Source organism: Clavibacter californiensis (assembly GCF_021952865.1).
Lineage (GTDB): Bacteria > Actinomycetota > Actinomycetes > Actinomycetales > Microbacteriaceae > Clavibacter > Clavibacter californiensis.
Window position 1 is genome coordinate 1,247,044 of the sequence record NZ_CP040792.1, and the last position, 21,514, is coordinate 1,268,557.

At 73.6% G+C, this 21,514-nt stretch carries 21 protein-coding genes and 3 tRNA genes; 18 read left to right on the forward strand and 6 right to left on the reverse strand.

Annotated elements, in window-relative coordinates; genetic code table 11:
* The first annotated feature begins 61 nt into the window (after positions 1-61).
* Both FGD68_RS06220 and FGD68_RS06225 read left to right on the forward strand, forming a co-directional pair.
* Complete coding sequence (locus FGD68_RS06220) at positions 62-520, forward strand: MarR family winged helix-turn-helix transcriptional regulator (protein WP_119373020.1); 459 nt, start codon at positions 62-64, stop codon at positions 518-520.
* Positions 517-1,257, forward strand: coding sequence for a YqjF family protein (locus FGD68_RS06225; protein ID WP_119373021.1), 741 nt, complete (start codon positions 517-519; stop codon positions 1,255-1,257). Before FGD68_RS06220 ends, FGD68_RS06225 begins: the two co-directional genes overlap by 4 nt.
* A gap of 9 nt (positions 1,258-1,266) precedes the next feature.
* Here FGD68_RS06225 and FGD68_RS06230 read toward each other — a convergent pair whose 3' ends face one another.
* Positions 1,267-1,560: a hypothetical protein gene (locus FGD68_RS06230; protein WP_119373022.1), complete on the reverse strand. Its 294-nt coding sequence runs from the start codon at positions 1,558-1,560 to the stop codon at positions 1,267-1,269.
* Positions 1,561-1,637: 77 nt separating this feature from the next.
* Positions 1,638-3,473, reverse strand: a complete 1,836-nt coding sequence (locus FGD68_RS06235; protein ID WP_119373023.1) for a glycoside hydrolase family 15 protein — start codon at positions 3,471-3,473, stop codon at positions 1,638-1,640.
* 269 nt (positions 3,474-3,742) lie between these two features.
* Between FGD68_RS06235 and FGD68_RS06240 the strand changes: the two genes are divergently transcribed.
* Positions 3,743-4,276, forward strand: a complete 534-nt coding sequence (locus tag FGD68_RS06240) for an O-acetyl-ADP-ribose deacetylase (RefSeq protein WP_119373024.1) — start codon at positions 3,743-3,745, stop codon at positions 4,274-4,276.
* 78 nt (positions 4,277-4,354) lie between these two features.
* Here FGD68_RS06240 and FGD68_RS06245 read toward each other — a convergent pair.
* From FGD68_RS06245 to FGD68_RS06255, 3 genes are all read right to left on the reverse strand, one after another.
* A tRNA-Phe gene (locus FGD68_RS06245) sits at positions 4,355-4,427 on the reverse strand.
* Between the two features lie 69 nt (positions 4,428-4,496).
* Positions 4,497-4,573 (reverse strand) — tRNA-Asp (locus FGD68_RS06250).
* 37 nt (positions 4,574-4,610) lie between these two features.
* A tRNA-Glu gene (locus FGD68_RS06255) sits at positions 4,611-4,686 on the reverse strand.
* A gap of 425 nt (positions 4,687-5,111) precedes the next feature.
* On the opposite strand from FGD68_RS06255, the gene FGD68_RS06260 reads away from it, so the two are divergent.
* Positions 5,112-6,407 carry a peptidoglycan DD-metalloendopeptidase family protein gene (locus FGD68_RS06260; RefSeq protein ID WP_119373026.1) on the forward strand — a complete coding sequence of 432 codons (1,296 nt, stop codon included), beginning with the start codon at positions 5,112-5,114 and terminating at the stop codon, positions 6,405-6,407.
* A gap of 13 nt (positions 6,408-6,420) precedes the next feature.
* Complete coding sequence (locus tag FGD68_RS06265) at positions 6,421-7,797, forward strand: C40 family peptidase (protein ID WP_237609918.1); 1,377 nt, start codon at positions 6,421-6,423, stop codon at positions 7,795-7,797.
* A 109-nt stretch (positions 7,798-7,906) separates the two neighbouring features.
* On the opposite strand, the gene FGD68_RS06270 is transcribed toward FGD68_RS06265, so the two are convergent.
* Positions 7,907-8,434, reverse strand: coding sequence for an inorganic diphosphatase (locus FGD68_RS06270; protein ID WP_012037526.1), 528 nt, complete (start codon positions 8,432-8,434; stop codon positions 7,907-7,909).
* Positions 8,435-8,488: 54 nt separating this feature from the next.
* Between FGD68_RS06270 and tilS the strand changes: the two genes are divergently transcribed.
* From tilS to lysS, 13 genes are all read left to right on the forward strand, one after another.
* Positions 8,489-9,514 (forward strand): tRNA lysidine(34) synthetase TilS, encoded by a 1,026-nt coding sequence (tilS, locus tag FGD68_RS06275; protein ID WP_119373155.1) that lies wholly within the window; start codon positions 8,489-8,491, stop codon positions 9,512-9,514.
* A gap of 1 nt (position 9,515) precedes the next feature.
* Positions 9,516-10,067, forward strand: a complete 552-nt coding sequence (hpt, locus tag FGD68_RS06280) for a hypoxanthine phosphoribosyltransferase (RefSeq protein WP_119373156.1) — start codon at positions 9,516-9,518, stop codon at positions 10,065-10,067.
* 157 nt (positions 10,068-10,224) lie between these two features.
* Entirely contained in the window at positions 10,225-12,225 is a 2,001-nt protein-coding gene (ftsH, locus tag FGD68_RS06285) for an ATP-dependent zinc metalloprotease FtsH (protein WP_012037529.1), read from the forward strand.
* 4 nt (positions 12,226-12,229) lie between these two features.
* On the forward strand, positions 12,230-12,814 hold the full coding sequence (folE, locus tag FGD68_RS06290; protein WP_119373157.1) for a GTP cyclohydrolase I: 585 nt from the start codon (positions 12,230-12,232) through the stop codon (positions 12,812-12,814).
* Positions 12,811-13,680 carry a dihydropteroate synthase gene (gene folP, locus FGD68_RS06295; RefSeq protein ID WP_220452714.1) on the forward strand — a complete coding sequence of 290 codons (870 nt, stop codon included), beginning with the start codon at positions 12,811-12,813 and terminating at the stop codon, positions 13,678-13,680. The genes folE and folP overlap by 4 nt, the downstream gene beginning before the upstream one ends.
* 4 nt (positions 13,681-13,684) lie before the next feature.
* A complete protein-coding gene (locus tag FGD68_RS06300) occupies positions 13,685-14,395 on the forward strand; it encodes a DUF3592 domain-containing protein (protein ID WP_237609919.1) in 711 nt (236 codons plus the stop codon).
* On the forward strand, positions 14,389-15,363 hold the full coding sequence (folK, locus tag FGD68_RS06305) for a 2-amino-4-hydroxy-6-hydroxymethyldihydropteridine diphosphokinase (RefSeq protein WP_237609920.1): 975 nt from the start codon (positions 14,389-14,391) through the stop codon (positions 15,361-15,363). The genes FGD68_RS06300 and folK overlap by 7 nt, the downstream gene beginning before the upstream one ends.
* Positions 15,360-15,842, forward strand: coding sequence for a DUF3180 domain-containing protein (locus tag FGD68_RS06310; RefSeq protein ID WP_119373677.1), 483 nt, complete (start codon positions 15,360-15,362; stop codon positions 15,840-15,842). Before folK ends, FGD68_RS06310 begins: the two co-directional genes overlap by 4 nt.
* A 26-nt stretch (positions 15,843-15,868) precedes the next feature.
* The gene (locus FGD68_RS06315) at positions 15,869-16,357 is read left to right on the forward strand and encodes a PH domain-containing protein (protein ID WP_119373676.1); all 489 of its coding nucleotides are present in this window, start codon (positions 15,869-15,871) and stop codon (positions 16,355-16,357) included.
* On the forward strand, positions 16,354-18,177 hold the full coding sequence (locus FGD68_RS06320) for a PH domain-containing protein (protein WP_237609921.1): 1,824 nt from the start codon (positions 16,354-16,356) through the stop codon (positions 18,175-18,177). Before FGD68_RS06315 ends, FGD68_RS06320 begins: the two co-directional genes overlap by 4 nt.
* Positions 18,174-18,935 (forward strand): Rossmann-like and DUF2520 domain-containing protein, encoded by a 762-nt coding sequence (locus tag FGD68_RS06325; RefSeq protein WP_237609922.1) that lies wholly within the window; start codon positions 18,174-18,176, stop codon positions 18,933-18,935. The genes FGD68_RS06320 and FGD68_RS06325 overlap by 4 nt, the downstream gene beginning before the upstream one ends.
* Positions 18,936-18,977: 42 nt before the next feature.
* On the forward strand, positions 18,978-19,856 hold the full coding sequence (panC, locus tag FGD68_RS06330) for a pantoate--beta-alanine ligase (protein ID WP_119373560.1): 879 nt from the start codon (positions 18,978-18,980) through the stop codon (positions 19,854-19,856).
* Between the two features lie 112 nt (positions 19,857-19,968).
* Complete coding sequence (gene lysS / locus FGD68_RS06335; protein WP_119373561.1) at positions 19,969-21,510, forward strand: lysine--tRNA ligase; 1,542 nt, start codon at positions 19,969-19,971, stop codon at positions 21,508-21,510.
* Positions 21,511-21,514 lie beyond the last annotated feature (4 nt).

Genomic DNA, 21,514 nt, shown 5'->3' on the forward strand with positions numbered 1-21,514 from the left:
GGGAAAGTCAGCAGGCGGATAGTAAGCCTGCTGACGATCACTGTAGCAGGAGGTGTCGCCCATGGCCGGAGGGATGTCCGCCGAGGACGAGCTCGGCAGCTGGCCCACGGGTCGGCTGCTGTCCACGGCCGCGCGCGCGGTCGAGCACGCGTGGTCCGAGGCGCTCGCCACCCTCGGCGTCACGCACGCGGGGCTCATCGCGCTGCACCTGCTGCGCGACGGGCCGCTCAGCCAGATCCAGCTCGCCCGCTCCGCGCACGTCGAGACGCAGACCATGTCGCGCACGCTCGAGCGGCTGGAGCGGGAGGGCCTCGTGTCCCGCGCCCCGGATCCCGCCGACCGCCGCCGCCACGTCGTCGCCCGCACCGACGCAGGCGCCGAGGCGTGGGAGCGCGCGCAGGCGCTCGAGCAGGACGTCGTCCCCGAGCTCGCCCGCTCGGAGGAGATGCGCCGGGGCCTCATCGACGTGATCCGCGCGGCCGGCCGCCCGGCCCCCGCCGCCGCGGAGCGCGGCCGATGAGCCGCCCCGCCGATCCCGTCTCCGCCGCCGCGCCCGACCTCCCCGGCCGCGCCGTCATCCGCCAGGTCTGGAGCGACCTCGCGTTCGTGCACTGGCGCGTGGATCCCGCCCTCGTCGCGCCGCTCCTGCCGCCGGGCACGCGCCCCGACGTCCACGACGGATCCAGCTGGGTCGGCCTCATCCCCTTCGTCCTGTCCCGCAGCGCCTTCCCGCCGCTGCCCGCCGTGCCGTGGGCCGGCACGTTCGCCGAGCTCAACGTGCGCCTCTACAGCGTGGGCGACGACGGCCGCCGCGGCGTGGTCTTCCGCTCGCTCGAGGCCGCGAAGCTCCTGCCGACGATCGGCGCGCGTGTCGGCCTCGGCCTGCCGTACATGTGGGCGTCGATGACGCACGAGGAGCACGACGGCGTCGTCACCTACACGTCCCGCCGACACACGGGCACCCGCCCGTCGTCGCGCATCTCCGTCCGCCCGCTCGGCGAGGAGGTGGAGGGGGATCCGCTCGCCGACTTCCTCACCGCGCGCTGGGGCATGCACGTGGCCCGCGGCGGCGTCACGCGCTACTGGCCGAACACGCACGACGCGTGGACCCTCCAGCGCGCGGAGCTCGTCGACCTCGAGGACGAGCTGGTCGCGGCAGCGGGCCTCCCGGGGATCGTCGACCGCGCGCCCGACTCCGTGCTGTTCTCCCGCGGCGTCCGCACGGAGTTCGCCGGACCGCTCCGCCCGCGCGCGTAGTCCACGGCGCTAGTCCAGGGGCACCGTCGTGGAGGTGAAGGAGCCCGACACGCTCGCCGTCGCGATGGAGATGGCCGCCACCGCGATCAAGGTGACGACGATGACGGCGACCGCCGCCCAGAGCACGACGGCCTCCTGCTTCGAGGGCCTCCGGGTCAGCCGATGCACCGAGGCCACGAGGACCGCCAGCTGCGCGACGAGCGACCACGCTGACCCCAGCAGGAACACGCAGGAAATGACCGCCGCCGCCAGCAGCCACCAGTGGACGGAGGTCCTCCGGGACTGATCGCTCGTGGTCGTCATGGAGTCCGACGATGCCGATCGAGTCCGTCGCCCTGCTCGGGCCCGGCGCCCTGCTCGGGCCCGGCGCCGGTGAACGCCTACCGCTTCGCGCGCGGCGTCCGCGTCGACCGCGTCCGTCCGTGCGACAGCTCGTCGATCGTGAGCGCCGCGCTCACGAGCGCGAGGTGGCTGAGCCCCTGCGGCAGGTTCCCGAGGAACGCGTGGCCGTCGGCGTCGATCATCTCGGAGTACAGTCCGACGTCGTTGCCGAGGTCGACCAGCTGGTCCATGAGCTCGCGCGCCTCGTCCATCCGGCCGACGCACGCGAGCGCGCCCGCCATCCAGAACCCGCATGCGGTGAACGTGCCCTCCTCCTCCGGCATCCCGGAGTAGCGGTACAGCAGCGGCCCACGGCCGAGCTCGGAGCGGAGCGCGTCGAGCGTGCGGGACATGCGCTCGCCGCGGTCGAAGCCGGAGATCGAGTGCAGCAGGATGCTCGCGTCGAGCCGCTGGCTGCCCGGGTGCATGACGTAGGCGCCGCGCCCCTCGTCCCAGCACTCCTCCTCGACCCACGTGCGGATCCGGTCACGCTCGGCACGCCACCTGTCGGGGTCGCCGGGGATCTGGCCCACCTCGGCGAGCTCGACGGCGCAGTCGAGCGCCTGCCAGCACCCGAGCTTCGAGGTCGTGTAGTGCTGCTCGTCCTCGAGCTCCCACATGCCGGCGTCGCGCTTCTGCCACGTGTCGCAGGTGCGGTCGGCGAAGGTCGCGAGCAGGCGGCCGGTGTCGGCATCGAGCACGTTGCCGTCGCGGACGTACGTGCGCACCACGTCGAACAGGTCGCCGAAGACGCCGAGCTGGAGCTGGGACTGCGCGTCGTTGCCGTCGACCACGGGGCCGACCCCGCGCCAGCCCGGCACCTCGGGGTTCGAGCTGCCCTCGGGCACGGCGCCCTTGAGCGAGTAGAAGACGTGGAGGTCGGGGCCGTTGTCGCGGATGGTGCGGAGCATCCACGACACCGCCGCGTGCGTCTCCTCGCGGAGGCCGAACTTCACGAGCGCGTTCACCGTGTAGGCGAGGTCGCGCACCCAGGCGAAGCGGTAGTCCCAGTTCTTGCCGCCGCCCATCCGCTCGGGCAGCGAGGTCGTCGCGGCCGCGGCGATGGATCCGGTGGGCGCGTGCACGAGCAGCTTGAGCGCGAGGGCGCTGCGCTGCACTGCCTCGGCCCACTCGCCCTCGTAGCGGAACTCGGCGCTCCAGCCCTCCCAGTTGCGGATGGTGCGGTCGATGCCCTCGTCCACGATCGCCGGGTTCGGGATCCGCACGGGCTCCCGCTCGGTCCCGACCAGCGTGATGACGTGACGCGACCCCTCCGTCGTCGTGAACGCGCCGGACACCGACTGCGTGCCGGGCTCGGCGGGCCCGTGGTCGAGGCCGACGACCGCGAGCGTCACGCCGTCCACACGGATCACGGGCCCGTTGTGCGTCGACTGCACCCACGGCGACGACGTGCCGAGCGCCGTGCCGGGGGCGACGAGCCAGCTCATGGCGACCTCGCCGGTCAGCCCGTCGATCCGCCGCCCCAGCTCCGACCACGGCAGCCGCCCGGCGACGCCGGTGACCAGCGCGTCGGTCACGCGCACGCTGCCGGACGCCGTGGTGAACGTGGTGGTGAGCACGTTGGTGCCGGGGACGTAGGCGCGCGTCACCTCGAAGTCCTCGTCGGGCCGCAGTGTGATCCGGCCGCCGTGCGGGGCGTCGAGGATCGCGGCGAACGCGGGCGGCGTGTGCAGGTCGGGCAGCGGGAGCCAGTCGATGTCGCCGTCCTCCGCGATGAGCGCGACGGTGCGCCCGTCCCCGATGGCGGCGTAGCTGCGGAGCGCGACGTAGCCGTCGATGCGCTCGGGTGCGGGGCGGGATGCGGGGGTGGCCATGGGACTCCTGTCGACGCCGGCAGGAGGGCACCGACCCCTCCAGTATCCCCGGGTCGCCCCCGCGCGACCGGGTCGCGGTCCCGCCGCGGACGCGGCGATCGGCTCGGGATCCCGCTACCGGCCGCCGCGACGAGCCGTCCCATCCGTTCTTCCCCGGGTTCCGAATGGTGCTGATGGGCCCGGAGCCAACCCGAACGGTTCCGGTCGCCGCTCGCCGGACAGCGTCGTCTCCGCGGGTCGCCCCTCCCGATCCGGGCCAGACTCCACCCATGACCCTGATCGAGGCCGTGCGCGGCGACATCACCCGGCAGGACGTGGACGCGGTCGTGAACGCGGCGAACTCGTCGCTCCTCGGCGGCGGGGGAGTGGACGGCGCGATCCACCGGGCGGCCGGCCCCGAGCTCCTCGCCGCCTGCCGACGCATCCGCGAGGACGAGCTGCCCGACGGCCTGCGCGCGGGCGACGCGATCGCGACGCCCGGCTTCGGGCTGCCGGCGCGCCACGTCATCCACACGGTCGGCCCGGTCTGGTCGTCATCCGACGACCGCACCGCTGTGCTCGCGAGCGCCTACCGCCGGTCGATAGAGGTGGCGGCGGAGGCTGCGATCCGCAGCATCGCCTTCCCCGCCATCTCGGCGGGCGTCTACGGCTGGCCGGTCGACGACGCGGCGCGCGTGGCGGTGTCCACGGTGCGCGAGGCGATCGCCGACGGAGCGGGCGACGGGATCGAGCTGGTGCGCTTCGTGCTGTTCTCCGACGAGGTGCTCGCGGAGTTCGAGGCGGCGCTCGCGTCCGACGCCTGAGCCGGATCGGAGCGGCGCGACGCGAGCCGGGGAAGACGAACGCCGGCCCTGCCGTCGAGGACGGGGACCGGCGTGATGTGCCTGGACGCGGCGTCGATCCGCGGACCTTTCGATTTTCAGTCGAACGCTCTACCAACTGAGCTACCCAGGCGAGCGGGCGACTTGCGAGAAGACGCCCACATCGGACAGAAGCCCTCTCGTGAGAGAGGGCTCATATCCGTGGCGACCCTGACGGGACTTGAACCCGCGACCTCCGCCGTGACAGGGCGGCACGCTAACCAGCTGCGCTACAGGGCCTTGCTTGTCGATCACATTGCTTGTCGATCACATTGCCTGGTGACCCCAACGGGATTCGAACCCGTGTTAACGCCGTGAAAGGGCGCCGTCCTAGGCCACTAAACGATGGGGCCGCTCGCCCTGGTCTCCCAGGTCTCGCAGCAACCGACACGTCAGCATAACCGCACTCCGGGCAAGGACTCAAATCGGCCGTCCCCATGCGCCGCCTCGCCCCGCGGGCATGCGGATCGAGCGGCGTGTCGCCTCCTCATGCGCGGGCTCGGCAGCGGGCTGCGGGCGCCCGTCCTGGCCTCCTGCCAGGTTCACGACACGGCCAGCGCGCTGCCGCGATGTGCCCCTTCCGCGGGGTTAGCCTTCGCTCGACCCTCCCGGGGAGGGGATCCCCGTGGTGGATCCCCGCGTCGGCGCGCTGTGCGCCGCCGGACCCCGTTGCTACTGTGAGAGCCGGTGAAGGCGTGACGGATGTCATCCGCGCTCCCCGCCGGCCCTGCAGGGAGGCGCAGCCGGCCAGCCGGGCGACACGATGATCGGGATCACCATGCACCATGACCTCCTCCGGAGCGCGCGAGCCACGGGCGCCCGACGTCCGCGCCCGCGCGGCCGCCGCGGCCTCCAGGCCGTCGTCGCCATCGTCGCCGTCCTCCTCACCGGCTCGATCGCCGCTCCCGCCCACGCCGACACCTTCGCCTCCTGGGACGACGTGCAGAAGGCGCGCGGTGACGAGCAGGCGCAGCAGGCGCTCGTGCAGCGGATCAACGACGAGATCGCCTCCCTCCAGCAGAAGGTCGCCGACGCGCAGGCCCTCGTGGTCCAGCGCGGTGACGAGCACGACAAGGCCCAGCAGGACGCCGACAACAAGCACGCCGAGACCGTCCTGCTCCAGGAGAAGGTCGACGCGGCCGCCGCGAAGGCCACGAAGTCCCAGGAGCAGGCTGCCGGCCTCGCCAAGCAGCTGATGCGCTCCGGCGGCCAGAACCTCTCCGGCACCCTCCTCCTCAGTGAGGGCGACGGCACCGACGACCTCCTCGACAAGCTCGGCACCATGAGCAAGGTCGCCGAGAAGTCCGACCAGATCTACGCCATCGCGCTCCAGGACCGCAACGCCGCCAAGTCCCTCAGCGACCAGGCCCAGGTGGCGCTCACGGAGCTCGACGCGTTGAACGCGAAGGCCGAGCAGCTCCTCGAGGAGGCCGCCCAGGCGCAGATGGACCTCGAGCAGGCGCTCGAGGACCAGAGCGCGCAGAAGGCCGACGCCGACGCGAAGCTCTCCGTCATCACGGAGAACCGCGAGGCCACCGAGGACGACTACCAGGCGGGCGTCCGCAAGCGCCAGGCGGACGCGGACGCGCTCGCCGCGAGCCAGGGCGCCTCGGGCGGCGGGGTGTCGACCGGCGCCATCAGCGCATCCGGCTGGACCGCGCCGCTTCTCGGAGCCAGCACGAGCAGCCCCTTCGGGTACCGGATCCACCCGATCTACCACACCAAGATCATGCACGCGGGCGAGGACCTCGTCCGCGGCTACAGCTGCGGCGAGACCCAGTACGCGGCGCACTCGGGCACCGTGGCCTTCGCGGGTCGCAACGGCGGGTACGGCAACTACATCCGCATCGACCACGGCGGCGGCGTCTCCTCGGCCTACGGGCACATCGTGGACGGCGGAACCCTCGTCCGCACCGGCCAGCAGGTCGTCGCGGGCCAGCCCATCGCCTACACGGGGACCACGGGCGGATCGACCGGCTGCCACCTCCACTTCGAGATCCGCATCAACGGGAACGCCGTCGACCCGGTGGCGTTCATGCACGGCCAGGGCGTCACCATCAGCAGCACGCATTGACATGAGGAACGACATGACACACCTCCGCCCGACCACGGTCGTCATCTCCACGATCGCCGTGGGCGTGATCGCGGTGTCCAGCGGCGTCGCCGCCCAGACCGCGTTCGCCGCGACCGACTACCCCTCGTGGGCCGACGTGCAGGCAGCCAAGGCGGACCAGGCGCAGACGCAGGCGGCCATCGACCGCGTGACCCAGCTCGTGACGGGGCTGCAGGATTCCGCGGACCAGGCCAACACAGCCGCCATGGTCGCGGGCGAGAAGTACGCCGAGGCGCAGGCCGCGCGCGACGCCCAGGCTGACAAGCTCGCGCGGCTGGAGAAGAAGGCGGACGAGGCGCAGGCCACCGCCCTCACCAGCCGGATGCGGGCCGGCCTCCTCGCGAGCCACCTCGCGCGGGCCGGCGGCCAGGACATCACCGCGAGCCTCTTCGCCTCCGACGGCGACGACGCGGAGGAGCTGCTGCGCTCCCTCGGCACCATGTCGAAGCTCTCCGAGAGCACGCAGACCGTGTACCAGCAGGCCCTCGCGGACCGCAACAGCGCTGCGTCGCTGAGCGACCAGGCGCAGGTCGCCAAGGACGAGCTCGCGCGCCTCGCGGACGAGGCGCAGAAGTCGCTCGACGAGGCGAACGCGGCCGCAGCGACGGCTCAGGCGGCGGTGGCCGAGCAGACGCGCAACAGCGACCAGCTCATCGCGCAGCTGGCGCTCCTCAAGGACTCGACCTCGGAGATCGAGGCGCAGTACATCCAGAGCATCACGCAGCCGCCGATCCCCGCGGCCGCCGGGGCGGCGCCGTCCGGCGGCGGTTCCTCGTCAGACGGTGGTTCCCCATCGGGCGGCGCCGCATCGGGCGGCGGGTCCTCCACCGGTGGCGGGTCCTCGTCCGGTGGCGGCGGATCCTCCAGCGCCCCGGCTCCCGCTCCCGCGCAGCCCGCGCCGGCCCCGGCGCCGCAGCAGCCCTCGCGTCCGGCTCCGGCCCCCGCGCCCGCACCGGCGCCGGCTCCCGCCCCGTCCGGCAACGCCGCGCAGGTCGCGATCTCGTTCGCCAAGGCGCAGCTCGGCGAGCCGTACGTCTTCGGCGGCGAGGGCAACGGCTGGGACTGCTCGGGCCTCGTGATGATGGCCTACCGCGCGGCCGGCATCGACGTCGGAGGCCACTCCGTGAGCAGCCAGTACAACAAGATGCAGGCCCAGGGCCGGCTCGTCCCGTTCTCGCAGCGGCAGGCGGGCGACATCGTGTTCTGGAAGAACGGCAGCGGGTTCTACCACGACGCCCTCTCGCTGGGCGGGAACACCATCATCGCGGCGCCGAAGCCCGGCGACGTGGTGAAGATCCAGAGCCTCTGGGGCGGCAGTGACCTCATGCCCTACGTCGGCCGACCCGGCTGATCCCCATCCGGCCGATCCCGGCCCGGACGCGACGACGCCCGCCTCACCGCATCTGCTGCGGGGGCGGGCGTCGTCGTGTCAGCCGCGCGGGCTCAGGGGATGACGCGGATCAGGCGTCCTCGTCCGGCTCGCCGCCGTGGCCGTGGCCGTCGCCCTCGGCCTGGAGCTTCTCGAAGCCCGCCTGCACGATGCGCTCGGCCTCGGCTGCGTCTCCCCACCCCTCCGTCTTGACCCACTTGCCGGGCTCGAGGTCCTTGTAGTGCTCGAAGAAGTGCTCGATCTCGTTGCGCGTCTGCTGCGGCACGTCGTCGATGTCCTGGATGTGCGCCCAGCGCGGGTCCTTGGCGGGGACGCCGATGACCTTGGAGTCGATGCCGGCCTCGTCGCTCATGTTGAACACGCCGACCGGGCGGATGGAGACGCCGACGCCGGGGAAGACCGGGTACTCGAGGAGCACGAGCACGTCGACGGGGTCGCCGTCGAGGCCCAGCGTGTTCTCGAAGTAGCCGTAGTCGGTGGGGTAGACGAACGACGTGAAGAGCACCCGGTCCAGGTACACGCGACCTGTCTCGTGGTCGACCTCGTACTTGTTGCGGGACCCCTTGGGGATTTCGACGACGACGTCGTAGCTGGCCATGCGCGTGCTCCTCGTGGTTCTGACGTGGGCGGATTGCTGCCATAACGTTAGTGGATGCCCTCTGAGCGCCCCCGTCTCACCCCCGCCGTCGCGGACCTCAGGCGGGCGGTCCGCGAGACGCTCGCCGGCCTCGACCCGTCCTCGTCCGGACCCGTCCTCGTCGCCCTCTCCGGCGGCGCCGACTCGCTCGCCCTCGCCGCGGCCGCCGCCTTCGAGGGTCCCCGCGCGGGCGTCGCCCTGGGTGCCGTCGTCATCGACCACGGGCTGCAGGACGGATCCGCGGCCGTCGCCGAACGGGCTGCCGACGCCGCGCGCGCCCTCGGCCTCGCTCCGGTCGTCGTGACGCTCGTGCGGGTGGACAGGAGCCCATCCGGTCCCGAGGCCGCCGCCCGGGCCGCCCGCTACGCCGCGTTCGACGACGCGCTCCGGGAGACCGGATCCCGCGCGCTGCTCCTCGCCCACACCCTCGACGACCAGGCGGAGACCGTCCTGCTCGGGCTCGCCCGGGGATCCGGCGCCGCGAGCCTGCACGGCATGGCCGCGTCGACGGCCGCGCGCGCGGCCGACGCCGTGTACCTGCGGCCGCTGCTCGGGATCCGCGCGGCCGTCACCCGCGCCGCGTGCGCCGACCAGGGCCTCGACCCCTGGCAGGACCCGCACAACGCGGATCCCGCCTACGCCCGCGTGCGCGTCCGCCACGACGTCCTGCCGCTGCTCGAGCGCGAGCTCGGCCCCGGGATCGCGGAGGCCCTCGCCCGCACGGCCGACCAGCTGCGCGAGGACGACGACGCGCTCGAGCACTTCGCCGCCGAGATGATCGAGGAGATCGCCGACCACGCCGAGGCCGGCATCTCCCTCGAGGTCGCCTCGCTCCTGGCCGCGCCGCCCGCGCTGCGACACCGGCTGATCCGCCTCGCCGCGCGCGAGGAGTTCGCGGCGCATCTGTCGCGGACGCACGTCCTGGAGGTCGCGCGGCTCGTCACCGACTGGCACGGGCAGGGGCCCGTCGACCTGCCGGGCGTTAGGGTCGTACGCAAGGACGGGCTCATCGTCCTCAGCGCCAGGACGACGGAAGAGTGACATGAGATCCATCGACATCGCCGACGACCTGACCGAGGTCCTCCACACCGAGGAGGAGATCCACGGCCGCATCGCCGAGATGTGCCGCGAGATCGAGCGCGACAACCCGGGGGAGGAGCTGCTCCTCGTGGGCGTGCTCAAGGGCGCGGTCATGGTCATGGCCGACCTCGCGCGCGAGCTCGAGCTGCCGATCCACATGGACTGGATGGCGGTCAGCTCCTACGGCTCCGGCACCAAGTCGAGCGGCGTCGTCCGCATCCTCAAGGACCTCGACGCCGACCTCACCGGCCGTCGCGTGCTCATCGTCGAGGACATCATCGACTCCGGCCTCACGCTCTCCTGGCTGCTGGCCAACCTGCGCTCGCGCGGGGCCGCGAGCGTCGAGGTGTGCGCCCTCCTGCGCAAGCCCGAGGCCGCGAAGATCGCGGTCGACGTGAAGTACGTGGGCTTCGAGATCCCGGACGACTTCGTGGTCGGCTACGGCCTCGACTTCGCCGAGCGCTACCGCAACCTCCGCGACGTGGCGATCCTCGCGCCGCACGTCTACAGCTGAGGCGCCCCGCTCCTCTTGCCCGCCTCCATGCCGGCGCACGTTCGGCTGGCGGCGAACACCGCGGCCACGCTCAGACGGCCGCTTGTATCCTCGAGACATCTCGTCGCCGTACGGCGCGGCACGGGCAGAAAGGTGTCGGGCCCGCGCCCCTACGCTCATGAACTTCAAGAAACTCCTTCGCAGCCCGATCCTCATCGTCGTCCTCGCCATCGTCGTGGTGTCCGTGGGCTTCAGCCTCATCACCGGATCCGGCTACAAGACCATCACCACGCAGCACGGCCTCGAGCTGATCCAGGACGGCAAGGTCGCCTCCGCCAAGATCATCGACGGCGAGCAGCGGGTCGACCTCACGCTCGCGAGCGCCGACGGCGACAACGGCACCATGGTGCAGTTCAACTACGTCGCGCAGCGCGGCGGCGAGATCGTGTCCGCCATCACGACCGCGAACCCCGCCGAGGGCTTCGACGACCAGGTGCCGCAGCCGAGCTGGCTGCTGTCGGCGTTCAGCATCCTGCTGCCGCTGCTGCTCATCGGCTTCTTCATCTGGATCATGTTCTCCGGCATGCAGGGCGGCGGGAACCGCGTCATGCAGTTCGGCAAGTCGAAGGCGAAGCTCGCCTCCAAGGACTCCCCGAAGGTGACGTTCGCCGACGTGGCCGGGTCGGACGAGGCCATCGAGGAGCTCGAGGAGATCAAGGACTTCCTCAAGGAGCCCGCCAAGTTCCAGGCCGTCGGTGCCCGGATCCCCAAGGGCGTGCTGCTCTACGGCCCTCCCGGCACCGGCAAGACCCTGCTCGCGCGTGCCGTCGCGGGCGAGGCGGGCGTGCCCTTCTACTCGATCTCCGGATCCGACTTCGTCGAGATGTTCGTGGGCGTCGGCGCGAGCCGCGTGCGCGACCTCTTCGAGCAGGCCAAGCAGAACGCGCCGGCCATCATCTTCGTCGACGAGATCGACGCGGTCGGCCGCCACCGCGGCGCCGGCGTCGGCGGCGGCAACGACGAGCGCGAGCAGACCCTGAACCAGCTCCTGGTGGAGATGGACGGCTTCGACGTCAAGACCAACGTCATCCTCATCGCGGCCACCAACCGGCCCGACGTGCTCGACCCCGCGCTCCTGCGTCCCGGCCGCTTCGACCGCCAGATCGGCGTCGACGCCCCCGACCTGCAGGGCCGCAAGCAGATCCTCGAGGTGCACGGGCGCGGCAAGCCGCTCGCCGCGGGCGTCGACCTCGAGGTCCTCGCGCGGAAGACCCCGGGGTTCACGGGCGCCGACCTCGCGAACGTCCTCAACGAGGCCGCGCTCCTCACGGCGCGCTCGAACGCGCAGCTCATCGACGACCGCGCGCTCGACGAGGCCGTCGACCGCGTGATGGCCGGGCCCCAGCGCCGCAGCCGCATCATGCGCGACCACGAGAAGCTCATCACCGCGTACCACGAGGGCGGCCACGCGCTCGCGGCGGCGGCCATGAACAACACGGATCCCGTGACCAAGGTCACGATCCTGCCGCGCGGCCGCGCCCTCGGCTACACGATGGTGCTCCCGCTCGAGGACAAGTACTCCGTCACCCGCAACGAGCTGCTCGACCAGCTCGCGTACGCCATGGGCGGCCGCGTCGCGGAGGAGATCGTCTTCCACGACCCCACCACGGGCGCGTCGAACGACATCGAGAAGGCCACGTCGACCGCGCGTCGCATGGTCACCGAGTACGGCATGAGCGCCAAGGTCGGATCGGTGAAGCTCGGCTCCAGCTCCGGCGAGCCGTTCCTCGGGCGCGACCTCGGCGGCAGCCGCGACTACTCGGAGGACATGGCCCTGACGGTCGACGCCGAGGTGCGCGCGCTCCTCGACGGCGCGCACGACGAGGCGTGGCAGGTCATCAACGACAACCGCGACGTGCTCGACCGCCTGGCCACCGAGCTCCTCGAGAAGGAGACGCTCGACCACGACCAGCTCGCGGCGATCTTCGCGGACGTGAAGAAGCTGCCGCCGCGCCCGCAGTGGCTCTCGAGCGACAAGCGCCCGCTGTCCGACCTGCCCCCCGTGGCCATGCCGCAGAAGGCGCCCATCGACCAGGGCGTCGTCGACGGTGCGGTCGACTCGGAGCCGCCGGCCGGCAAGCCGAAGCGCTCGCCCTTCCCGCGCCCCGCGACGGCCTGATCCGGTGGGCGTCGACCGGGCGCGCATCGAGGCGGCCGTGGCCGAGCTGATCCTTGCCATCGGCGAGGATCCGGGCCGGGAGGGCCTCGCGACCACCCCGGCGCGGGTGGCCGAGGCGTACGGCGAGTTCTTCTCGGGGGTCGGGACGGATCCGGTCCGGCACCTGCGCGAGACGTTCCCGCTGCCGGAGACGGACGCGGCGCCGCAGCCCGTGATCGTGACGGGCATCGCGTTCCGCTCCATCTGCGAGCACCACCTGCTGCCGTTCACGGGGGTCGCGCACCTGGCGTACGTGCCGGGGGATCGGATCGTCGGCCTCGGCCGCCTGCCGCGCGTGGTCGACGACCTCGCGTCGCGACCGCAGATGCAGGAACGGCTGGGCGAGCAGATCGCCGAGGCGCTCGAGCACGGGTTGGGGGCGCGCGGCGTGGCCGTGATCCTCGACGCGACGCACGGCTGCGTCACCGCCCGGGGCACGCGGCAGGCCGGCAGCACGACCATCACCATCGCGGCGCGCGGAACACTCGCCGAGCCCGCGGCACGCGCCGAGGTCCTCGCGCTGCTCCCCACCTCGGCCGGCCGGGCGTGATCGTGGCCGCGCCGCGCACGCTCGTCATGGGGATCCTCAACGCGACCCCCGACTCCTTCAGCGACGGCGGCCGGCACCTCGCCCTCGACGACGCGCTCGCGCAGGCCCGGCGGATGGTCGCCGCGGGTGCCGACCTCGTGGACGTGGGCGGGGAGTCGACCCGCCCGGGCGCCCAGCGCGTGGACGCCGACGAGGAGCTCCGGCGCGTGCTGCCCGTGGTCCGGGAGCTCGCCGCGGAGGGGATCGTCGTGAGCGTCGACACCATGCGCGCCGCGACCGCGGAGGCCTGCATCGGCGCGGGGGCGCGTGTCGTCAACGACGTCTCCGGGGGCCTCGCAGATCAGGGCATGGCCGCGGTGGTCGCCGGCACCGACGTGGACTACGTGGCGATGCACTGGCGGGGTCACAGCGACACGATGACCGAGCGCGCGACCTACGCCGACACGGTCTCCGAGGTGCGCGACGAGCTGCTCGCGCGGGTCGCCGCCCTCGTCGCCGCGGGGCTGGATCCCGCCCGCATCGCCATCGACCCCGGCCTCGGCTTCGCCAAGGACGCGGCGCACGACTGGCATCTCCTCGGCTCCCTCGACGCGTTCACCGGCCTCGGCCACCGCGTGCTCGTGGGCGCCTCCCGCAAGCGCTTCCTCGGCCGGCTGCTCCCGGAGGGCGCGGGCGTCGCGGAGCGCGACGTGCCGACCGCGGTCGTCAGCGCCCTGTCCGCGCGCTCCGGGGCGTGGGCCGTGCGCGTGCACGACGTCGCCTCCACCCGCGCCGCGCTCGCGGTCGAGGCCGCGTGGGCGCGCGGCCGTGCCGAGGCGCTCGACGCCGGATCCGCCGGGCCGTCCTCCGCCGGTCTGTCAGAGTAGGAGCATGAGCGCCGTGAGCCAGGACCGTGTCGTCGTCGCCCCGCAGGCGGTGCTCGTCCGCACCGCGGTCGCCGCGCTCGTCGCGTCCGTGATCCTGGGCGTCGGCCTGACCGTCCCGGCCGACCTCGCCGCCGACTCGGGTGCCGCGATCGTCGTGGGGAAGGTCGTCGCCATCGTGCTGGGCCTGATCGGCTCGCTCGGCAGCGCCTACGCGTCCGTCGTGCTGCTGTCTCCCGTGCTCACCACCGTCGGCGCCCTGCTCTGGCCGACCGCCGTGGTGCTGCTCGGCACGCCGCTCGGCATCGTGTGCGCCCTCGCCTTCGCGCCGGTCGCCCCCGAGGGCGACGCGTCGGACCCCGTGCTGGCGCTGGTCGCCGCCGTGCTCGCGGTCCTCGGGATCGCCGCCGCGGTCGCCTGCGCCGTCGTCCAGCGCCGTGTCGCGCGCCTCGCCGCCAACGCCCGCCGCGTGACCGAGACCGGCCGCCGCACCGCCGCGATCGTCACGGCCGTCCAGCGCCTCGACGGATCCGGCGACGCCGTCCGCGCGCGCCTCACGGTCGCCTTCACCGACGGCGACGGCCGCGACCACCACGTCACGCGCACGGTCACCACGGCCGACCGCCTGCTCCCGGCCGTCGGCGGCAAGCTGCCGCTCTGGTACGACCCGGCCGCCCCGGGCGACCTCCCGTCCATCGTCGTGGGCCGCTCATGGTGACCAGGCTCCCGACCGACCGCATCCTCCTCACCGGCCTGCGCGTGCACGCCCACCACGGCGTCTTCGCCGAGGAGCGCCGCGACGGCCAGCCGTTCGTGATCGACCTCGAGGTCGCCATCGACCTCGCGCCGGCCGGCGGCAGCGACGAGCTCGACCGCACGCTGCACTACGGCGAGCTGGCCGACGAGGTCGCCGCGGCGGCCGAGCGCGATCCCGTCGACCTCATCGAGACGCTCGCCGAGCGCATCGCCGGCGTCGTGCTCGCGCATCCCGTCGCCCGGTGGGTGCGCGTCACCGTGCACAAGCCGGACGCGCCGATCGCGGTGCCGTTCGACGACGTGGCGGTCGTCATCGAGCGGGCGTCCGCGCAGCCCGCTCCGGGCGAGACCGTGCGCGCCGTCGTGGCCGTGGGATCCAACCTCGGCGACCGGCGCGCGACCATCGAGCGCGCGCTGGCCCTGGTCGACGAGGTGCCCGGCCTCCGCGTCGTGCGCTCCTCGGATCTCGTGGAGTCCGTCGCCGTGACGCCCGAGGGGGAGGACGCGACGAAGCCCGGCTACCTCAACGGCGTCGCGCTGGTCGACTCCGCGCTCGGTCCGCACGCGCTGCTCGACGCGCTGGCCGGGATCGAGCGTGACCTCGGCCGCGTCCGCGCCGAGCGCTGGGGCGACCGCACGATCGACCTCGACGTCATCTCCTACGGCGAGGCGCGGATCCACGACGAGCGCCTCACGCTGCCCCACCCGCGCGCCGCCGAGCGCGCCTTCGTGCTCGGGCCGTGGCTGCAGGCGGATCCCGACGCCGAGCTGCCCGGCCGCGGCCGCGTCGACGCGCTGCTCGCCGCGCTCGAGCCCGCGCCCGCTGCCGCACCCGCGCCCGCTGCCGCACCCGCACCCGCACCCGCACCCGCTGCCGCACCCGCACCCGCTGCCGCACCCGCGCCCGCTGCCGCGGAGACCCGCGCATGACCCGCACGCGCTCCACCACCCTCATCGCCCTCCTCATCGCGGGCGCGGCCGTCGGCTGGTTCGCCGAGAACGCGCTCCTCATGAGCGGACGCGCGCTCCTCATCCCGCCGCTCACGCTCGGCGCGACCCTCCTGATCGTCGGGATAGTGCTGCTCGCGCTGGCCCGCCCCATCCGCCGCTCGACGCTCGGGCGCACCCCGGGACGCGTCGACCCGTTCCGCGCGACGCGCGTCGTGCTGCTCGCCAAGGCGTCGGCGCTCGCGGGCGCGCTGCTCACCGGGATCACCGGCGGGGTGCTGGCCTTCGTGCTGGCCCGGCCCGTCCTGCCCGGCGCGTCCTCCGTCGGGCTCGCGGTGGCCGGTACGGTGGGAGCCGTCGTCCTCCTCGTCGCCGGGCTGGTCGCCGAGCACTGGTGCACGGTCCCGCCCGACGACCGGGACGACTCGCGCCCCGGGGATCCGGCGCGCGAGCCCTCGTAGGACCCCGCACCACCCGGAGGAGCACCGTGACCCCGAACGTCGACCCGCACGGCGTCTCGTGGCGCCGCGTCTCCCCGCGCCTCATCGGCGTCGAGCTGGTGGGCGGCGTGATCACCGCCCTCGTGCTCGGCGGCATCGCGGCCTTCCTCTTCGCGGTCGACGCGCCCGGCTGGCTGCCGATCGTGCTCGGCGCCGCCGCGCTCGTCGAGCTGGTCGTGACGCTCGTGATCGTCCCCCGCCGCGTCCGCGCCATGGGGTACCAGCTGCGCGAGGACGACCTCGTCTTCCGCCGCGGCATCATGTGGACGCGCGTCGTCGCGGTGCCGTACGGCCGGATGCAGCTCGTCGACATCACGCGCGGCCCCGTCGGCCGTGCGCTCGGCCTCGCCGACCTTAAGCTCGTGACCGCGGCGGCCGCGGCGAGCATCCAGATCCCCGGGCTCACGAACGCCGACGCCGAGGAGCTCCGCGACCGGCTGGTCGCCCTCGCCGAGACGCGCCGGGCCGGGCTGTGAGCGACCCGACGCCCGAGGACCAGGCCGCCGGCCCGCGTGACTCCGCGCCCGACGGCGCGTCACCCGCCACGGCAGCCGGGCCCGTCCCCGCCGCAGAGGCCCGGATCGCGGAGGAGCTCACCGACGGCGACTGGCACCGCCTCCACCCGGCCACCCCCGTCCTCCGCGGCGGGGTCCTCTTCATCGTCGCGATCGGCTTCCTCGTCTCGTCCCTGCGCGAGCAGCTCGTGGAGCAGTTCGTGCCCGGCCAGCGACGCGACGGCGAGCAGGACCTCATCCCGATGCTCGTGGAGAGCGGGAGCCTCATCTGGGTGATCCTCGCCCTCCTCGCGTTCACCCTCCTCGCGGTCGGCATCTCCTACCTCTCGTGGCGCATGCACACGTTCCGCGTCACGGAGGAGACCGTCGAGGTGCGCAGCGGGATCCTCTCGCGCACGAACCGACGGGCGAGGCTCGATCGGATCCAGGGCGTCAACATCGTGCGCCCGCTCATCGCTCGGCTCATCGGCGCGGCCAAGCTCGAGATCCAGGTCGCGGGCAACGACGCCAACCTGCCGCTGCAGTACCTCCGCTCGCGCGACGCCGACGCCTTCCGGCTCCGCGTGCTGCGGCTCGCGTCCGGCGCGCGGGCGGAGGCGGCGGGATCCGCGCCCGCCGCTCCCGGCGCTCCCGCCCGCGGCTTCGTCGGCTCGCGGGTCGACGACTTCCTCGCGCCCGAGCTCGACCCGGACGCGGCCCCGCCGCAGTCGGTCGTCCGCATCCCCATCCCGCGCCTCGTCGGCGCCGTGCTGCTCTCGGCGCCCACGGTGGTCCTGGTGCTGTTCGTCGCGGTTGGGATCCCGCTCATCGTCCGGTTCGAGGCCTGGTACCTGCTCGTGCCGCTGCTGCCGACGCTCCTCGGTTCCGCCGGCTTCTTCGTGCGCCGGATCACGCGCTCGCTCCGCTACAGCGTCGCCGGCACGCCCGACGGGGTCCGCGTCGGTTTCGGCCTGCTGTCGACGAGCAACGACACCATCCCGCCCGGCCGGATCCACGCGGTCGAGGTCGTGCAGCCGCTGCTCTGGCGCGCCGCCGGCTGGTGGGAGATCCGCATCACGCGCGCCTCCCACTCCTCGTCGCCGGGCGCCGCCGGACAGCAGAACACGTCGATCCTCCCCGTCGGCGACCGCAGGGACGTCGACCGCGTGCTCGGCCTCGTCCTGCCCGACCTCGTGGGCGACCAGGCGCTCGCCCTCGTCGCCGTGGGCATGACCGGCCGCGGCGGCGTCGACGACGGCTTCACCACGTCGCCGCGCCGGGCCTGGATCCTCAAGCCCTTCTCCTGGCGCCGCACCGGCTTCGCGGTCGACGCGTCGGCGTTCCTCGTCCGCCGCGGCGTGATCTGGCGCCGCCTCGTGATCGTGCCGCACGCGCGGACGCAGGGGGTCGACCTCACGCAGGGCCCCATCGACCGCCGGCTCGACCTCGTCTCGGTGCGCGCCGCCACCGTCGCCGGACCCGTGGACACGCGGCTCGGCGCCATCGACCGCGCCACCGGGATGGAGCTGTCGACCCGGCTGGTCGTGGCGGCCGTCGCATCGGCCCGGTCCGACACGTCCGCGCACTGGGGCGCCGAGGCCGCGAGCTGGCCGGCGCCGGGATCCGCGCCCGCCGCCGCCGCACCTGCGCCCGCCGGACCCCCCGACCCCGGCCCCGCCGCACCCGCCGACCCCGGCCCCGCCGCACCCGCACTGCCCGACCCCACCCCCGACGCCGCCTGGCCGCCGCCGCCGGCCACCGACGCCCCACGCCACCGCTCCGCCCCCGAGGACCCCGCATGACCGTCCCGTCCCAGCGCTCCGGCCGTCTCGGCGTCGGCATCGTCGGCGCGGGTCGCGTCGGCCCGGTCATCGGCGCCGCCCTCGCGGGCGCCGGCCACGCGATCACCGGCATCTCCGCGGTCTCGGCCGCCAGCCGCGAGCGCGCGGAGGCGATGCTGCCCGGGGTCCCGGTCCTCGAGATCCCCGACCTGATCGAGCGGAGCGAGCTCGTGATCCTCGCCGTCCCCGACGCCGAGCTCCCCGGCCTCGTCGCGGGACTCGCCACGACGGGCGCGTGGCAGGCGGGCCAGCTCGTCGTGCACACGTCGGCGGCGCACGGGATCCAGGTGCTCGCGCCCGCGTTCGCGTCCGGCATCATCCCGCTCGCCATCCACCCGGCGATGTCGTTCACCGGCACGAGCATGGACCTCAGCCGCATGGTCGACAGCTGGTTCGCCGTCACCGCGCCCGCGCCCGTCCTCCCCATCGCGCAGGTGCTCGTCGTCGAGATGGGCGGCGAGCCCGTCGTCGTGGAGGAGCGGGACCGCGCGGCGTACGCCGAGGCCATCGCCACCGCGACAACCTTCTCCACCGCGATCGTCGACCAGGCCGCCGGCCTCCTCGCGGGCATCGGCGTGGAGGAGCCCGGCCGCGTGCTCGGCCCGCTGATCCGCTCGGCCGTCGATGACGCGCTCCGTCGCTCCTCCCCGGCGGGCGGCGCGCGCCTCACGTCCGGCGACGTCCCGCTGCCGGCGGACGAGGGCCCCGACGCGCACTAACCTTGTGCGTCCGCGTCCCGCAGCACCGAGGAGCCCGAAGCCATGACGATCCCCGCGCCCACCGTCGTCACCGGCATCGCCGAGCTGCGTGCCCGCGTCCGCGACCACCGGGCCGCCCGCACCGCGGCGGGGGAGGCGCCCGTCGTCGTGCTCGTCCCCACCATGGGCGCGCTGCACGAGGGCCACCTGGCGCACGCCCGCCGCGCCCGCGAGCTCGGATCCCTCGTGGTCGTGTCGATCTTCGTCAACCCGCTGCAGTTCGGCGCGGGCGAGGACCTCGACGCCTACCCGCGCACGCTCGACGCCGACGTGGCCGCGCTCGCGGAGACCGGCGTCGACCTGGTCTTCGCGCCGTCCGCGGCCGAGATGTACCCGGACGGGCCCGCGCGCGTCCGCGTCACCGGCGGATCCGTCGCCCTCACGCTCGAGGGCCGCTCCCGCCCCGGCCACTTCGACGGCATGCTCACCGTCGTGGCGAAGCTCCTCCATATCGTGACGCCCGACGTCGCCACCTTCGGCCGCAAGGACGCGCAGCAGCTGCACCTCGTCCGCCGCATGGTGCGCGACCTCGACCTGCCCGTCCGCATCGAGGACCTGGAGACGGTGCGCGAGCCCGACGGCCTCGCCCTCTCCAGCCGCAACCGCTACCTCGACGACCGCGAGCGCCGCGCCGCCCGCGTCATCCCCGCCGCGCTCGAGGCCGCGCAGAGCGCCGGGGACCGCGGCATCGACGCCGTCATCGCCGCCGCCCAGTCCGTGGTGATGGGGGAGCCCGCGGTGGCCCTCGACCACTTCCAGATCGTGGATCCGACCACCTTCGAGTCCGTGGACGACGGCTTCACGGGCGTCGCGCTCGCCGTCATCGCGGCCCGCGTCGGCAGCACGCGCCTCATCGACAACGCGACCGTCGTCATCGCCTGACGCCGCGGACATCCGATCCGCGGGCGTGCCCGGGCCCTGCCCGCACCTGCGAGAATCGACGGGAGGCCGCTCGGCCGCCGAGAACCCACGACCCGCGAGGATCCGCCCGCACATGACCGACAGCCCCGGAACGCCCGCGTCGCCCGAGACCGCCCCCGCTCCCGCCGTGGAGGGATCCGCCGAGGACGTCGCCGAGCAGAAGGCCGTGCGCCTCGCCAAGCGCGCCCGCCTCAACGCCCAGGGCGGCCCCGGCGAGGGCGCGTACCCCGTGCAGGTCCCGGTCACCACGACCATCCCCGCGGTCCGCGCCGAGTACGGCCACCTCGAGCCCGGCCAGGAGACCGACCACGTGGTCGGCATCGCCGGCCGCGTCGTGCACTTCCGCAACACCGGCAAGCTCTGCTTCGCCACGCTCCAGGCGGGCGACGGCACGCGCATCCAGGCCATGATCTCGCTGGCCGAGGTCGGCGAGGAGGCGCTCGCCGCGTGGAAGGAGCTCGTCGACCTCGGCGACCACGTCTTCGTCGCCGGCCGCGTCATCGCGAGCCGCAAGGGCGAGCTGTCGATCATGGCCACCGAGTGGCGCATCGCCTCGAAGGCCCTGCTGCCCTTGCCGAACCTCCATTCCGAGCTCTCGGACGAGACCCGCGTCCGCAGCCGGTACCTCGACCTGATCGTGCGCGACCAGGCCCGCAAGAACGTCCTCGACCGCGCGAAGGTCAACGCCTCCATGCGCGAGACGTTCCGCCAGCGCGGCTACGTCGAGGTCGAGACCCCCATGCTGCAGGTGATGCACGGCGGCGCGTCCGCCCGCCCGTTCGTCACGCACTCCAACGCCTTCGACACCGAGATGTACCTCCGCATCGCGCCCGAGCTGTACCTCAAGCGCGCGGTCGTCGGCGGCATCGACCGCGTCTTCGAGATCAACCGCAACTTCCGCAACGAGGGCGCGGACTCGACGCACAGCCCCGAGTTCGCGATGCTCGAGGCGTACGAGGCCTACGGCGACTACACCTCCATCGCCGAGCTCACGCAGACGCTCGTGCAGGACGCGGCCATGGCCGTCGCCGGCAGCCACGTCGTCACGTGGGCCGACGGCACCGAGTACGACCTCGGAGGCGAGTGGGACCGCATCTCCATGTACGGCTCGCTGAGCGAGGCCGCGGGCGTCGACATCACGCCCGCCACCACCGTCGACGAGCTCCAGGCGATCGCCGACCGCGAGGGCGTCGTCGTGCCGCTGAGCACGCACGGCAAGCTCGTCGAGGAGCTCTGGGAGCACTTCGTCAAGGGCGGCCTCGAGCGCCCCACCTTCGTCCTCGACTTCCCCGTCGAGACCTCCCCGCTCACGCGCGCGCACCGCTCCATCGAGGGCGTCGTCGAGAAATGGGACCTCTACATCCGCGGCTTCGAGCTGGCGACCGGCTACTCCGAGCTCGTGGATCCCGTCGTGCAGCGCGAGCGCTTCGTCGACCAGGCGCGCCAGTCGGCGCGCGGCGACGACGAGGCCATGCCGCTCGACGAGGAGTTCCTCCGTGCCCTCGAGCACGGCATGCCGCCCTCGGGCGGCATGGGCATGGGGGTCGACCGGCTCCTCATGGCCATCACCGGTCTCGGCATCCGCGAGACCATCCTGTTCCCCCTAGTGAAGTAGGCGA

Bases quoted from the DNA above. Each gene is read 5' to 3' on its own strand.
- FGD68_RS06220 (WP_119373020.1), top strand. From the start codon at position 62: ATGGCCGGAGGGATGTCCGCCGAGGACGAGCTCGGCAGCTGGCCCACG.
- FGD68_RS06225 (WP_119373021.1), top strand. From the start codon at position 517: ATGAGCCGCCCCGCCGATCCCGTCTCCGCCGCCGCGCCCGACCTCCCC.
- FGD68_RS06230 (WP_119373022.1), bottom strand. From the start codon at position 1,560: ATGACGACCACGAGCGATCAGTCCCGGAGGACCTCCGTCCACTGGTGG.
- FGD68_RS06235 (WP_119373023.1), bottom strand. From the start codon at position 3,473: ATGGCCACCCCCGCATCCCGCCCCGCACCCGAGCGCATCGACGGCTAC.
- FGD68_RS06240 (WP_119373024.1), top strand. From the start codon at position 3,743: ATGACCCTGATCGAGGCCGTGCGCGGCGACATCACCCGGCAGGACGTG.
- FGD68_RS06260 (WP_119373026.1), top strand. From the start codon at position 5,112: ATGCACCATGACCTCCTCCGGAGCGCGCGAGCCACGGGCGCCCGACGT.
- FGD68_RS06265 (WP_237609918.1), top strand. From the start codon at position 6,421: ATGACACACCTCCGCCCGACCACGGTCGTCATCTCCACGATCGCCGTG.
- FGD68_RS06270 (WP_012037526.1), bottom strand. From the start codon at position 8,434: ATGGCCAGCTACGACGTCGTCGTCGAAATCCCCAAGGGGTCCCGCAAC.
- tilS (WP_119373155.1), top strand. From the start codon at position 8,489: ATGCCCTCTGAGCGCCCCCGTCTCACCCCCGCCGTCGCGGACCTCAGG.
- hpt (WP_119373156.1), top strand. From the start codon at position 9,516: ATGAGATCCATCGACATCGCCGACGACCTGACCGAGGTCCTCCACACC.
- ftsH (WP_012037529.1), top strand. From the start codon at position 10,225: ATGAACTTCAAGAAACTCCTTCGCAGCCCGATCCTCATCGTCGTCCTC.
- FGD68_RS06300 (WP_237609919.1), top strand. From the start codon at position 13,685: ATGAGCGCCGTGAGCCAGGACCGTGTCGTCGTCGCCCCGCAGGCGGTG.
- folK (WP_237609920.1), top strand. From the start codon at position 14,389: ATGGTGACCAGGCTCCCGACCGACCGCATCCTCCTCACCGGCCTGCGC.
- FGD68_RS06310 (WP_119373677.1), top strand. From the start codon at position 15,360: ATGACCCGCACGCGCTCCACCACCCTCATCGCCCTCCTCATCGCGGGC.
- FGD68_RS06325 (WP_237609922.1), top strand. From the start codon at position 18,174: ATGACCGTCCCGTCCCAGCGCTCCGGCCGTCTCGGCGTCGGCATCGTC.
- panC (WP_119373560.1), top strand. From the start codon at position 18,978: ATGACGATCCCCGCGCCCACCGTCGTCACCGGCATCGCCGAGCTGCGT.
- lysS (WP_119373561.1), top strand. From the start codon at position 19,969: ATGACCGACAGCCCCGGAACGCCCGCGTCGCCCGAGACCGCCCCCGCT.